Source organism: Mesorhizobium silamurunense (assembly GCF_014843905.1).
Classification (GTDB): Bacteria; Pseudomonadota; Alphaproteobacteria; order Rhizobiales; family Rhizobiaceae; genus Mesorhizobium; species Mesorhizobium silamurunense.
In genome coordinates this window covers 152,520-166,349 of record NZ_LPVS01000070.1, presented here as the reverse complement: position 1 = coordinate 166,349, position 13,830 = coordinate 152,520, and the positions used below count along the sequence as shown (strand labels likewise).

At 64.5% G+C, this 13,830-nt stretch carries 13 protein-coding genes; 10 read left to right on the top strand and 3 right to left on the bottom strand.

What is annotated here, in order from left to right; all coding sequences use genetic code 11:
* The first annotated feature begins 102 nt into the window (after positions 1-102).
* On the top strand, positions 103-636 hold the full coding sequence (locus AU465_RS20070; RefSeq protein ID WP_192251775.1) for a TetR/AcrR family transcriptional regulator: 534 nt from the start codon (positions 103-105) through the stop codon (positions 634-636).
* Positions 637-716: 80 nt separating this feature from the next.
* Positions 717-2,318 carry an inorganic phosphate transporter gene (locus AU465_RS20065; protein WP_192251772.1) on the top strand — a complete coding sequence of 534 codons (1,602 nt, stop codon included), beginning with the start codon at positions 717-719 and terminating at the stop codon, positions 2,316-2,318.
* Between the two features lie 171 nt (positions 2,319-2,489).
* Here AU465_RS20065 and AU465_RS20060 read toward each other — a convergent pair whose 3' ends face one another.
* From AU465_RS20060 to AU465_RS20050, 3 genes are all read right to left on the bottom strand, one after another.
* Entirely contained in the window at positions 2,490-3,335 is an 846-nt protein-coding gene (locus AU465_RS20060) for a DUF8737 domain-containing protein (RefSeq protein WP_192251769.1), read from the bottom strand.
* A gap of 336 nt (positions 3,336-3,671) precedes the next feature.
* Positions 3,672-4,832, bottom strand: a complete 1,161-nt coding sequence (locus tag AU465_RS20055; RefSeq protein ID WP_192251766.1) for a patatin-like phospholipase family protein — start codon at positions 4,830-4,832, stop codon at positions 3,672-3,674.
* Entirely contained in the window at positions 4,825-5,607 is a 783-nt protein-coding gene (locus AU465_RS20050; RefSeq protein WP_192251763.1) for an acetoacetate decarboxylase, read from the bottom strand. The genes AU465_RS20055 and AU465_RS20050 overlap by 8 nt, the downstream gene beginning before the upstream one ends.
* Before the next feature lie 223 nt (positions 5,608-5,830).
* Between AU465_RS20050 and AU465_RS20045 the strand changes: the two genes are divergently transcribed.
* The 8 genes from AU465_RS20045 to AU465_RS20010 all read left to right on the top strand — a co-directional run bounded on the left by AU465_RS20045 (position 5,831) and on the right by AU465_RS20010 (position 13,817).
* Positions 5,831-6,619: a 3-hydroxybutyrate dehydrogenase gene (locus AU465_RS20045; protein WP_192251760.1), complete on the top strand. Its 789-nt coding sequence runs from the start codon at positions 5,831-5,833 to the stop codon at positions 6,617-6,619.
* Between the two features lie 164 nt (positions 6,620-6,783).
* Entirely contained in the window at positions 6,784-7,602 is an 819-nt protein-coding gene (locus AU465_RS20040) for a chromate resistance protein ChrB domain-containing protein (RefSeq protein ID WP_192251757.1), read from the top strand.
* Positions 7,599-8,987 (top strand): chromate efflux transporter, encoded by a 1,389-nt coding sequence (gene chrA / locus AU465_RS20035; protein WP_192251753.1) that lies wholly within the window; start codon positions 7,599-7,601, stop codon positions 8,985-8,987. Before AU465_RS20040 ends, chrA begins: the two co-directional genes overlap by 4 nt.
* A gap of 102 nt (positions 8,988-9,089) precedes the next feature.
* Entirely contained in the window at positions 9,090-9,974 is an 885-nt protein-coding gene (locus tag AU465_RS20030) for a dihydrodipicolinate synthase family protein (protein WP_192251748.1), read from the top strand.
* A gap of 22 nt (positions 9,975-9,996) precedes the next feature.
* Positions 9,997-10,656, top strand: coding sequence for a GntR family transcriptional regulator (locus AU465_RS20025; protein WP_192251746.1), 660 nt, complete (start codon positions 9,997-9,999; stop codon positions 10,654-10,656).
* A gap of 63 nt (positions 10,657-10,719) precedes the next feature.
* A complete protein-coding gene (locus tag AU465_RS20020) occupies positions 10,720-12,057 on the top strand; it encodes an ABC transporter substrate-binding protein (protein WP_192251743.1) in 1,338 nt (445 codons plus the stop codon).
* On the top strand, positions 12,057-12,995 hold the full coding sequence (locus AU465_RS20015) for a carbohydrate ABC transporter permease (protein WP_192251740.1): 939 nt from the start codon (positions 12,057-12,059) through the stop codon (positions 12,993-12,995). The genes AU465_RS20020 and AU465_RS20015 overlap by 1 nt, the downstream gene beginning before the upstream one ends.
* Entirely contained in the window at positions 12,996-13,817 is an 822-nt protein-coding gene (locus AU465_RS20010) for a carbohydrate ABC transporter permease (protein ID WP_192251737.1), read from the top strand.
* The last annotated feature ends 13 nt before the right edge of the window (positions 13,818-13,830 follow it).

The window sequence follows — 13,830 nt, the reverse complement described above, 5'->3', positions numbered from 1 at the left end:
GGACACATATCGACGATGATCCCGATTTCAAATTTCGGGCGCTTTACTGTACCGTCTGGACGGTCTTGTCAATTCCGCATACGCTAATGTAAGAGGGGCGTGATGAAGGCTCGCAGGGCGAATTCGCGCGACAGAATATTGGCCGCCGCCGCCGACGTGGCGCGCGAGGCGGGTCCGGGAAGCCTGTCGCTCGACGCCGTCGCCAGCCGCGCCGGCGTCTCCAAGGGCGGCCTGCTCTACAATTTTCCGACCAAGGCCAAGCTGATGCAGGGCCTGGTCGAGAATTACCTCAATGCTTTCCAACAGGCGCTCGAAGAACGCACGGCCGAGGCCGATGACGAAAGCGTGCTCGCGGCCTACATACGGCTCTCGGCCGACGATTGCGAAAAGCCAAAACCGTCGGCTTCCTGGATGTTCTCCGCGATTGCCGAGGATCCGGAGTTCCTGACGCCGATAAAAGCGTTCAAGCGGCAGCTGTTCGAACGGCTGAAGGGGGAAACGGACGACCTCGGCCGGCTGCTGGTCTGCTTCCTCGCCATCGAAGGCCTGCGCAGCATGAACCTGTTCGATTCCGATGTGCTTTCGGAGGACGAGCGCAAGCTGCTGGTGGCCTCGCTGCTCAAGATAGCCGGATAGGTTGCAGGCGTCACACCAGCTTCATCCTGGGGACATAGCGTTCTTCCCGGTTCTTTGCTGCAATGCAAAAGGAGTGGGACATGGTGGACGTTGTTTCCAGTGAGGCGGGGATTCCGAGACCGGATCACCCGTTAGAGCAATCGAGCGGTGCCAAATGGTTCCTGCCCGCCTTCGGCGTGCTGGTTCTGGCCGGCCTCATCTACGTCGGCTATGCGCTGAGCCAGGATCTGGCGATCGCCAAGACGGTGCCCTGGATCCTGCTCGGCATCGCCTTGCTGATCGCGCTCGGCTTCGAATTCGTCAACGGCTTCCACGACACCGCCAACGCGGTGGCCACCGTCATCTACACCCGCTCCCTGCCGGCCGAATTCGCCGTCATGTGGTCTGGTGTCTTCAACTTCCTCGGTGTGCTCACCTCGAGCGGCGCGGTGGCGTTCGGCATCCTGTCGCTGCTTCCGGTCGAGCTCATCCTGCAGGTCGGATCATCGTCCGGCTTCGCCATGGTGTTCGCCCTGCTAGTGGCGGCGATCCTATGGAACCTGGGCACCTGGTTCCTCGGTTTGCCGGCTTCCAGCTCGCACACGATGGTCGGCTCGATCATCGGCGTCGGTCTCGCCAACCAGTTCATGGCTCCGGCCGGAGGCGCCACCAGCGGCGTCGAGTGGGGACAGGCGAGCAATGTCGGCATGTCGCTGCTTGTCTCGCCCCTCGTCGGCTTCTTCGCCGCCGCCGTCCTGCTCTACGTGATGAAGCTTCTGGTGCGCAATCCGGCGCTCTATGAGGCGCCGAAGGGCAACACGCCGCCGCCGTGGTGGATCCGCGCGCTGCTGATCTTCACCTGCACCGGCGTCAGCTTCGCGCATGGCTCGAATGACGGCCAGAAGGGCATGGGCCTGATCATGCTGATCCTGATCGGCGTGGTGCCGACCGCCTATGCGCTCAACCGCACGCCCGACATCAACTATCTCGAGGCCTACAAATCGGCTTCGGTCGCCGTCGAGCAGGCGCTGGGCAAGTATGTCAAGCCGGGGGTCACCGTCGCCGACGCCAAGGCCGCGGTCCAAGAGGCCGTGCGCTCCAAGACCTGGAACGACCAGACGACGCTCGCGCTGCAGACCTACATCCACAACACGACCGCCGGGTTGCAGCCTTACGCCACCGTCGACAAGGTGCCGACCGATCTGGTCAGCAACGCCCGCAACGACATCTACCTGATCGGCGAAGCGCTGAAGCTGATCGACAAGAAGAAGCTGCTGCCGATGCAGGACGCGGACCTGAAGGCGGTGACCGACTATCACAAGGCAGTCGACAACGCGACCAAGTTCATCCCGCTGTGGGTGAAGATTGCTGTGGCGCTGGCGCTCGGCCTCGGCACCATGGTCGGCTGGAAGCGCATCGTCGTCACCGTCGGCGAGAAGATCGGCAAGAGCCACCTGACCTATGGCCAGGGCGCCGCCGCCGAGCTGGTCGCGATGATCACGATCGGCATGGCCGACCGTCTCGGCCTGCCGGTGTCGACCACCCATGTTCTGTCGTCCGGCGTCGCCGGCACGATGGCGGCGAACGGCTCCGGCCTGCAGTGGTCGACCGTGCGCAATCTCTTGCTTGCCTGGGTGCTCACGCTGCCCTGCTCGATCGCGCTGGCTTTCGTGCTCTTCGTGCTCTTCCGCCAAGTGTTTTGAGCGGTAGGCCCTCAAAAGAACGGCGCCGCCTGCGGCGCCGTTTCTCTTTGTCGACCTATCCTGCGAAGACCAATGAAGGGTCAGAGCGTGCGCCTTCCCCAAGCGGGCGCGCCGCTTCGAACGGTTCAGCTTTCGATGGAATCGTTGGCCGGCTCCAGCCGAGGCTCACTCCTACCGCCGCGCAACTTCCGCCCTGCTACGGCGGCGCAGTTGGCGTAGCGACAACATGTGCAGCAGGATCGAGCTTGGCACCACGAAAGCAGGGGTCAGCACACCCGGATAATCGCCTGCGCCGATGCTCTGCACATCCGGGACAATCAACTGCCACGGGCCGGGCGAGGTGATCATGCCCATGGTGATCGCGACAGCGAAGTCGGCAAGCCCGAGGATGTTCCAGAGAGTTGCCGCCCTCCGGCCGTCGTCTGTGCCGGTCGCCACTGCGATCGCCGCTGGCAACGCGAACAGTCCGGTCAGCACGTCGCCGATACCTGCCGGCAACGCGAACGCGCCGGGCAGGGCACCATGCAGCCAGGCCGCGAGAGCCCAGCTGCCGAATATGCGGTAGAGCTGAAGCGTGACGAGCCAGCTTGCCGGCATCGAATCTAGCACCTGCCCGATCCGCTTCGAGAACAGCAACAGCGGCGCGCTGATGAGCACGGGCACGAGGATCGCCGATGGCAACACCGGCAAAGACGAGGTGTCCGGATGGAAGACACCATTGATCGCGGCGCTCCAGGCGACAGCGAGCCACAGCGTGTCCGGGATCATGATCGCCAACCAGGTCGCGCGACGTTGAGCTGGCGTCAGGCTCGTGTGTTCGAGGCCGAGCCACAATCCTAGCGCGATTAGCCCGTGGGTTGCGAGCTGGTGGGCCGTGGTCGGAACGCCGCTGGCCGGGATCGTCGGCCACCTGTACATCACCAGGAGCCACAGCGCCGTGAGCGGCGCAAACCAGAGCAGGCCGCGCCAGGCGTCACGCGATGGAACGATAGCAGGGGAAACAGCTTCGACGGTCATCAGCGGCACTCCATTGAGCCTAGCGCATTTGCCTGCGCTCAGATGTACGCCTGCTTTCCGCGAGCTGATATTCGCGACAATGTTGATAGGCCATGAAGAAGAACTTCACAGTCCGGCAGAGCTTGCTCGACGGCGTGAAGGCGTGCCTACGTGTTTGCACTGTAGTTTCGCAAAGCTGCCGCGGAACTCATGGTGACGGCCAGGCGGAGCGCGTCCTTGTCGCGCATGTCGGGCAGCGCTCGTGATAGGCACGATGCGCGGCGTCGGTTTGACCAAAACCGGCGAAGGATTCCGTTCGCGGGCGTAAGATTGCTCCGCTTCTCCTGGACGCAAATGTCAGGTCGGGTCTTCGCGATGCAGGTCGTGGATGGCGACGCCCTCGACATTGGTCGGCAGCATCAGCCATTGCTTGTGGCGCAGCGTGCGCTCGGTGTCCTCCAGGCCCATCTCCCAGTGCTCGCGCATCGAGGTGCCCGAGAACTCATAGTCCTTGGCGTGGCCCTCATAGCCTTTGTGCTGGTAGATCAGGTGGACGATGTTGACCACGCCGGCGTCGGAATAGTCGGCGATCAGCTCCCTCTCGCCCTCCTTCAGCAGTTCCGGCGGAACGCGCTTGAGGGCGTCGAGCAGCTTCATCTTGAGCGCATGGATGCGCTGGAAATTGTCGGTGTTCTGGCGCGTGCGGCTCGAATACATGATGTCCTTGTGGCGCGACAGCACGTCGGCCAGGCCGCGCGGCAGCGCGCCGCGGGCGCTGAACAGATCGACCTGGAAGACCAACGAGGAGCGGTCCTCTTCCTGGTCAAGCAGGTACTGCAGCGGCGTGTTGGAGACGATGCCGCCGTCCCAGTAATACTCGCCCTCGATGCGAATCGACGGGAAGGCCGGCGGCAGCGCGCCGCTCGCCATGATGTGCTCCGGCCCGATGCGCACCTTGTCGGTGTCGAAATAGACGAAGTTGCCGGTCCTCACATTGACTGCGCCGACGCTCAGCCGCTTCCTGCCGTCGTTCAGCACGTTGAAGTCGATCAAGCTCTCCAGCGTGTCCTTCAACTCGGCGGTGTCGTAGAAGCTGGTTGCGCCGTCTGCGCCCGGCGGCTGGAACCACGGGTTGGGATTGCGCGGCTTGAAGAAGCCAGGCTGGCCCATGGTCATCGTCATCCACGACGAGGTGCGGTTGCGGATGTCGCGGTAGATGTCGCCTTCGGGCGTATAGGCCCAGATCTTGCGGCCGGAGACCGTCTGCCAGAACTGTTCGAGCCGCTGCAGGCGCCGGCTCGGCTCGTTGCCGGCAATGATCGAGGCGTTGATCGCGCCGATCGACACGCCGGAGAGCCAGGTCGGCTCGCAGCCGGCGTCGGAAAGCGCCTGATAGACTCCGGCCTGATAGGCGCCTAGCGCGCCGCCGCCCTGGAACACCAGGGCGACGCGGTCATATTGCTGCGCGATTTCCTGGATGGTGGCGTCGATGGCCTTGTTGCGGGTGCGTTCAAGCACGAGCCTTCTCCCGCTGGATTGCGCTGGCTGCCGACTGGTCAGCGAGATAGTCATGGACGACTTCGCCGAGCCCAAGCGTCAGATCGGCTATGAAGTGGACGGCCGAGACCACTTCGAGCACCGGCAGCTTCGCAACATCGGCCATGACATGGGGCCGAAGGTCGAGCGCTGCCGGGGCGGTCCAGGCTTCCTTCAGCGTCACGTCGGTGAGGTAGTAGCGCACCAGCTCGCAAATGCGCGGGCTGCCGTCGACATGCGGGATGATCTTGATCAGGAAGTTGGGCGCGGCGAGCGAGGCGAGCACGGAATCGTGGTCGGCCTGGCGGTGCTTGTAGCCCATCGTGCCGGTGGCGCACAGAACGCTGCCATAGTGGAGAGTGCCCACCACCACTTCGCCCTCATGCACGATCTTAGGGCTGGCGAGCTTCTTCGGGAAGCCCCAGAGCTCGCGGCCGCCGGCGATCGGCGCATCGTCGTCGAGATACATGGAATGGACGTAGCCGCCATGCTGGCCCTTATAGCGCACGGGAATGACTTGACCGGTCTCGGTATAGTCGCCGAAGCCCGTCGAATCCGGCATGCGGATGAACTCGTACTTGACCAGCGGCTCGTCGATCTCGAGCGGCGCCGGCACCACCGCCTCCAGCGCGTCGCGCGTCGTGCGGTAGGTGATGATGATGTATTCGCGGTCGAAGAAACGGTAGGGCCCGGGCGGGAAGGACGGGTTGGTGAGCGGCATCGCATAGGCGCGCTTCACGACAGCGGCGATATCCATGCTATTCACCCATCGGTTTAGGAATGACACGCGCGATACGCGCAGGAGGATTATGTTGCACGGCACCATGACAGTGCCATGTCACGGTGCTTGAGCGCCAGATTCATGGCTCTCGGACAGCATCACAACATTGTAATCGCAGCGACATATGGCCATGGCATTGTCATGCTGCGGCGCACAAACTATGTGCCCTAGGTTCCCTCCACCTCTCGCGAGATTTTTTATGGGTTCCCTGTCTTCGAAGAATGCGCTCGTCACCGGCTCGACCAGCGGCATCGGCCTGGCAATCGCCCGCGCCTTTGCCGCCGAGGGCGCCAATGTCACCATCAACGGCCTGGGCGATGCCGCGGCGATCGAAGCGGAGCGCGCCGGCATCGAGAAGGATTTCGGCGTCAAGTGCCGCTACTCGGACGCCAACATGATGGACGGCGCGGCGGTGACCGCCATGATCCACGAAGCGGAAGAGGCATTCGGCAGCCTCGACATACTGGTCAACAATGCCGGCATCCAGCATGTCGCGCCGATCGACGAGTTTCCCGACGACAAGTGGGAAGCCATCATCCGCATCAACCTGCTTGCCGCCTTCTATGCCATCAAGGCGGTGCTGCCCGGCATGAAGAGCCGCAAATGGGGCCGGATCATCAACACCGCTTCGGCGCACGCGCTGGTCGCCTCGCCGTTCAAGTCGGCCTATGTCTCGGCCAAGCACGGCATTGCCGGCCTTACCAAGACGGTCGCGCTGGAAGTCGCGCAGGACGGCATCACCGTCAATGCGATCGCTCCCGGCTATGTCTGGACGCCGCTGGTCGAGAAGCAGATCCCCGACACGATGAAGGCGCGCGGCATGACCGAGGAGCAGGTCAAGCACGACGTGCTTTTAGCCGCGCAGCCGACCAAGGAGTTCGTCACCGTCGAGGAGCTCGCGGCACTGACCCTGTTTCTGTGCTCGGACGCCGCCAGGCAGATGACCGGCACGACCCTGCCGATGGATGGCGGCTGGACGGCGCAGTAAAGCGCAAGGGTGTTCTCAAAGGGAAGGCGTGGCGGAAGCGTCGTCTTCCTTGACAATTGGCTGAGGCCGTTCCAGCATCCTGCCAAGGGGTTCCCCGCGACGACCCCGTGAGGCGTCAGCCCAACGATCGCGTCCAAACTCTCTTCCTACAGGAGGTGGACGCCATGCCGTCAACAACCGCAATTACCGTTCCGCAGCTTTCCCGTCTCGTCGGCCTGCCGGATGCGCCGGTTCTCATCGACGTGCGTATCGATGAGGATTATGAAGCCGATGCGCGCCTGCTGCCGGCTTGTTACCGGCGCGACTTCAGAGCCGTCTCGACCTGGGCGGCCGAGTTCTCCGGATCGAAAGTCGTCGTCATCTGCCAGCGGGGACAGAAGCTCTCGCAAGGCGTGGCGGCATGGCTGCGCCATGAAGGCATTGCGGCGGAATCGCTCGAAGGCGGCTTCGAAGCCTGGGCCGAGGCCGAGGCGCCGCTGGTCAGAGCCAGCGCGGTCCCGTCCCGCGACGAGAGCGGCCGCACCGTCTGGGTCACCCGTTCCCGGCCGAAGGTCGACCGCATCGCCTGCCCGTGGCTGATCCGCCGCTTCGTCGATCCCGGCGCCGTATTCCTGTTCGTCGACCCGGCCGAGGTGCCTCTGGTGGCCGAGCGCTTCGCGGCGGTTCCCTTCGACATCGAAGGCGTGTTCTGGAGCCATCGTGGAGAGCGCTGCACCTTCGACACGATGATCGAGGAATTCGGGCTGCGCTCCGAGGCGCTCGATCGTCTGGCGCTGATCGTGCGCGGGGCGGATACGGCTCGCCTCGACCTCGTGCCGCAGGCGGCGGGGTTCCTCGCCGCTTCGCTCGGCCTGTCGCGCATGTTCCGCGACGACCTCGAACAGCTCGACGCGGGCATGCTCCTCTACGACGCCTTCTTCCGCTGGTGCCGCGACGCTACCGACGAGACGCATAACTGGCCCGTCGGGGGTAAGGCACAATGACCGTGCTTGCCAAAGACGACACGGCGCCGCCGGCCGCGGTCCCGGCCGCGCCGACCTTTCGCGAGGCGACGCGGCTTTGGGCAAAGATCGGCCTGCTCTCCTTCGGCGGGCCGGCCGGGCAGATCGCGCTGATGCACAAGGAGCTGGTCGAGGAGCGCCGCTGGATCGGCGAGGAGCGTTTCCTCCACGCGCTCAACTACTGCATGCTATTGCCGGGCCCAGAAGCGCAACAGCTTGCCGTCTATGTCGGCTGGCTGCTGCACCGGACGGCCGGCGGCCTCGTCGCCGGAACATTGTTCGTGCTGCCCGGCGCGCTGGTGATGCTCGCCTTGAGCAGCTTCTACATGCTCTACAATGATGCGCCGGTCATCGAGGCGTTGTTCTTCGGCATCAAGGCGGCGGTGCTCGCCGTCGTCGTCGAAGCGGTGATCCGCATCGGCAAGCGCGCGCTGAAGAACCGGGTCATGGTGGCGATCGCGGTGGCGGCCTTCCTGGCCATCTATGTCGCCAAGCTGCCGTTCCCGCTGATCGTGCTTGCGGCAGGCCTGATCGGCTGGATCGGCAGCCGCTTTGCGCCGAGCCTGTTTTCGGGCTCGGCGCACGGCAAGGGCAGCGCCGCTGCCGACAGCCACGGCGTGGTCGATCTGATGTTCGAACGCGGCGAGCTCGGCCACACCGTGCCGACGCGATGGCATGCGGCCCGCATCATCGCGATCTGGCTGCCGCTCTGGCTCGGACCGGTGACGCTGATCGCCGCGCTGGCGGGGCCGGCCAGCGTGTGGGCGCAGATCGGCGGCTTCTTCAGCCTGATGGCCGTCGTCACCTTCGGCGGCGCCTATGCGGTTCTGGCCTATGTCGCGCAAGCCGCGGTGACCTCGTTCGGCTGGCTGGCGCCGGGCGAGATGGTCGACGGGCTCGGACTTGCCGAGACAACGCCCGGGCCGCTGATCCTGGTGCTGCAGTTCGTCGGCTTCGCCGCCGCCTATCGCCATGCGGGGGCGATCAGCCCATTGCTTGCGGGATCGCTGGGGGCGGCGCTGACGCTGTGGGCCACCTTCGTGCCTTGCTTCTTCTGGATATTCCTGGGCGCGCCCTACATCGAGCAGTTGCGGCAGAACAAGGTGCTGTCGGCGGCGCTCGGCGCGATCACGGCGGCCGTCGTCGGCGTGGTGATGAACCTTGCGCTGTGGTTCGCGCTGCATGTCGTCTTCGGCAAGGTCGAGAGTGTCGGCTGGGGCGTCGAGGTTCCGGTCCTGTCCTCGCTCGACTGGCGTGCCGCGCTGCTGTCGGCGGCGGCGATGATCGCCATGCTCAGGCTGAAAGCCGGCATGCTGCCGACGCTCGCGGCATCTGCGTTGGCAGGGCTTGCTCTGCAGGCATTCTGAATTGTTTCCGCCCGCAGCCAGGGGTGATCGATCAGTCTGTTTACAACTAACATGTTAGTATGATACGGCTGCGCGCAAGTTGATGAATTGGAGGCTTTGCAGGTGGCTTCGCGCTTTGGTCTGTCGGTTGCCCTCACCACCCCGTTTGATGCAGCCGGGCGGATTGCCATCGCGCTGATGACCGCGCATGCCCAGGCCTGTCTCGATGCCGGCTGCAGCAGCGTGACGTTGTTCGGCACCACCGGCGAAGGCGCTTCCGTCGGTACGGCGGAACGGCCGGCGGTCATCGATGCCCTGCTTGCGGTAGGTGTCTCGGCCGATCAGATCGTTGCCGGCGTGCTTGTCGACGCAGCGGACGACGCCGCGGAGCAGTGCCGCCAGGCCTTGCAGCGCGGCGCCCGCAACATCCTGCTCGCGCCGCCGAGCTACTTCAAGAATGTCGGCGACGACGGGCTGTTCGGCTGGTTTGCAGCTGTGTTTGGCGCGCTCGGCCCGCTCGCCCGCGGCATGCTGCTCTACAACATCCCCTCGGTCACGACGGTGCGTCTGTCGCTCGACCTGATCGGCCGGCTGCGCAAGGCCTATCCGGGCGTGGTCGCCGGAGTTAAGGATTCCGGCGGCGACTGGGCCTACAGCGCAGCGCTGCTCAAGGCGCATGGCGACCTGATCATCCTGATCGGGGATGAGCGGCATCTGGCGCCGGCGGTGCGGATCGGTGGCCAGGGCGCGATTTCCGGCATGGCCAACTTCGCCGCCGGTGAGCTTCGCGCCATCGTCGAGAGCGGACGCGACGATTCCCGTGTGGAACGTTTCGTCGTCGAATTGCTCAGGCATCCGGTCATCCCGGCGGTGAAGGCGATGGTGGCGCGCCAGACCGGCGACGAACGCTGGCTGACGGTTCGGCCGCCGCTCGAGCCGGTCGCGCTATCGGAGCGGCAGCAGCTTGGCGCCGCTTACGACAGGCTGTTTTCGACACAAGCGGCGTGAGCGGCGGAGGACGCTGATCGGCATGGACGAGACGAGCGAACCGGCAACCCTAAGGGAAAAGGCCTATGCCAGCTTCACGCGGCATCTGCTGGCCCGTGACCTGAGGCCCGGCCAGTTCGTATCGCAGCGCGAACTGGTTGCCTTCACCGGCCTGCCGCTCGGCGCCATCCGCGAGATCGTGCCGCGGCTCGAGGCGGAAGGGCTGCTGACCACGATTCCGCAGCGCGGCATGCAGATCGCCCATATCGACATCAGCCTGATCCGCGAGGCCTTCCAATTCCGACTGTTCATGGAGCGCGAGGCGGTCGCGCTGTTTGCCGTCAGCGCTTCCGACGCCGAGATTGCCCGCCTGCGGCGCGAACACGAGGACATGCTCGCCCAGGCGTTGGCGCAGACGCCGACGCCGGAGATGGAAGCCAAGGCCCAGAGTATCGACTGGGCCATGCATGACACCTTCATCAGCGCGCTGGGCAACGAGATCATCGCCAAGGCCTACCTGGTCAATTCGGTGAAGATCAGGCTGATCCACCAGGAGCGGTTCCGCATCGACGGTCGCGTCGTGCCGGTCATGCGCGAGCATCTCGCGGTGATCGAAGCGCTGGAGAAACGCGATCCGCAGAAGGCGGTCGAGGCGATCAGTCAGCACATCGACAATGCGCGCCGGCTGGCACTCCAGATTTGAGGAAGCAGGACCGCGCCACAATCGTCGCGGCGCAATCGAAACGACAACAACCGGGAGGAAGAGATGTCGTCCAATCCGTTCAATCCAACCAGGAGGCAATTGCTCCAGAGAACCGCTGCCCTTGCCGCAGCTGGTCTTGCCGGCCTTCGTCCGAGCTTCGCGGCGGGCGTCGACTGGAAGCGCTTTGCCGGGACGACGCTCGACGTCAATCTGGTAAAGAGCCCGCGCAGCGACACCATTTTGAAAAATCTCGCAGAATTCGAGGAGCTGACCGGCATCAAGGTCAACGCGGAGGCGACGCCCGAGCAGCAGCAGCGTCAGAAGACGGTGATCGAGCTCAGCTCCGGCAAGCCAAGCTTCGACGTGGTGCATCTGAGCTACCATGTGCAGAAGCGGCAGTTCGAGAAGGGCGGCTGGCTGGCCGACATTTCCGGCTACCTTGCCGATCCCGGCCTCACCGATCCGAGGCTGGTCGAAAGCGACTTCGCCGAGGCCGGCATGCAGTTCGCCAAGGACGGCCAGGGCGTGCTGCGCTCGCTGCCGTTCTCGGTCGACTACTGGATCCTTTACTGGAACAAGGAACTGTTCGACGCCAAGGGGGTGAAATATCCCGAGAGCTTCGAGCAGCTGGTGGCCGCCGCCGAAGCGCTGACCGACCCGTCCAGCAACACGTTCGGCTTCGTCGCCCGCGGCCTGAAGAACGCCAACACGCCGGTGTGGACGTCGCTGATGCTGGGCTATGACATGACGCCGCTCGGTAGCGACGGCAAGCTGCGCACCACGTCGCCGGAGGCGATCGAAGCCGCCAGCCTTTACCAGCGGCTGATGACCAAGGCGGCACCTCCCGGCGTCACCGGCTTCAACTGGGCCGAGGCGCAGTCTGCCTTCCTGCAGGGCAAGATCGGCATGTGGTTCGATGGCGTCGGCTTCGCGCCGCCGATGGAAAATCCGGAAAAGTCGCGGGTGGTCGGCAAGGTCGGCTACGGTGTCATGCCGAAAGGTCCCAAGGCGCATGCCGCGGGCACTTTCGGCGATGGCATCGGCGTGACCTCCGCCAGCACGAAGAAGGAAGCGGCGTATCTGTTCTGCCAGTGGGCGGTATCGCCTGCCATGGGCGCGCGGCTGCTGCAGGCTGGCGCTGGCGTGCCGTTTCGCAAATCCGTGCTGGAAGACCCCAAGGTGCGCGAGGGCGTCACCATGCCGCCGAGCTGGCTGGATGCCGTGGTCGGCTCCGGCAACATCAGTCGGCTGGCGCTGCCGGTCATCATTCCGGTCACCGAGTTCCGCGACATTTATGGCGTGGCGCTGACCAACATGATTGCCGGTGCCGACCCCGCCGACGAGCTGAAGAAGGCCACCGAGCAGTTCCAGCCGGTTCTCGACAGGAGCGAGCAAGGCTGATGTCCGCCATCGCCCCGGAACGCGCAGGGGTGACGACGCAAGCCATGGAAGAGGGCCAGCCGCTCCGGCTGGCTCCCAACTACTGGCCTTTCGTCATTCCGGCGCTCGTCGTCGTCGGCGCCGTGATCGTCTTTCCCTGGGCCTTCACGCTGTGGATGAGCATCAACAGCTGGACGCTCGGCCAGTCGCGAAGCTTTGCCGGTATGGAAAATTACCTGCGCCTGGCGAGCGATCCGCGTTTCTGGGAATCGCTCTGGCACACCTTGACCTACACGTTCCTGTCGGTGATCGCGCCGATGTTCTTCGGCACTGTTGCGGCCCTGATCTTCGACGCCAGGTTTCCATTGCGCGGCCTGCTGCGCGGTGTCTTCGTGATGCCGATGATGGCGACGCCGGTTGCCGTGGCACTTGTCTGGACGATGATGTTCCACCCGCAGCTCGGCGTGCTCAACTATCTGCTCTCGCTGGTCGGCGTTCCGGCGCAGGAGTGGATCTTCAACGCCAACACGGTCATTCCTTCGCTGGTCGCGGTCGAGACCTGGCAATGGACGCCGCTTGTGATGCTGATCGTGCTGGGCGGGCTGGCGTCGGTGCCGCGCGAGCCGTTCGAGAGCGCCGAGATCGACGGCGCCAATGCCTGGCAGCAGTTCCGCTATCTCACCTTGCCGATGATCGCGCCGTTCCTGATGATTGCGGTGATCATCCGCACGATCGATGCGCTGAAGAGCTTCGACATCATCTACGCGATGACGCAGGGCGGGCCCGGCACGGCGTCGGAGACGATCAACATCTATCTCTACAATACCGCCTTCTCCTACTACGACATGGGCTATGGCTCGGCCATGGCCGTGGTCTTCTTCATCGTTATCGTGGCGCTCTCCTTCATCCTCCTGATGCTGCGCCAGCGCTCGCAATGGGTCGACGCGGAGGGCAAATAGATGGGCTCGCGGCTGCTCAACAAGATAGGACTGTTCTTCGCGGCGCTGGTACTCGTCTCGCCGGCGATCCTGTTCTTCCTCTGGATGGTCTCGCTGTCGCTGAAATTCGAGATCGACAACGGCGCCTACCCGCCGATCCTGATCCCCGAGCGCTTCGCCTGGTCGAACTACGCGAAAGTGTTCGAGGAAAACAATTTCCTGCTCTATCTCTGGAACTCGGTGCTGGTCACCGGCACGGCGACGCTGCTCGCGCTGCTGATCGGCGTGCCGGCCGGCTACGGCATCGCCAGGCTCAAGGCGGAGCGCTCGGCGATCGTCATCATGATCGCGCGCATGACGCCGGGGCTTTCCTATCTCATCCCGCTGTTCCTCTTGTTCCAGTGGCTGGGCATCCTCGGCACGCTGTGGCCGCAGATCATCATCCATCTGGTGGTGACGGTGCCGATCGTGGTCTGGGTGATGATCGGCTATTTCGAGACGACGCCGATGGAACTGGAAGAGGCGGCCAGTATCGACGGCGCCTCGTCGTGGCAGGTGTTCCGGCTGGTGGCGCTGCCGATCGCCAAGCCCGGCATCGTGGTGGCCTTCATCCTGTCGATCATCTTTTCGTGGAACAACTTCGTCTTCGGCGTGGTGCTCGCCAGCCGCGAGACGCGGACCTTGCCGGTCGCCGTCTACAACATGCTATCCTACGAGCAGGTGAGCTGGGGGCCGCTCGCGGCCGCGGCGCTGGTGGTGACACTGCCGGTGCTCGTGCTCACCATGTTCGCGCAACGGCAGATCGTCGCCGGGCTGACCGCTGGCGCGGTCAAGGGCGGCTGAGCGCCTGATCCGC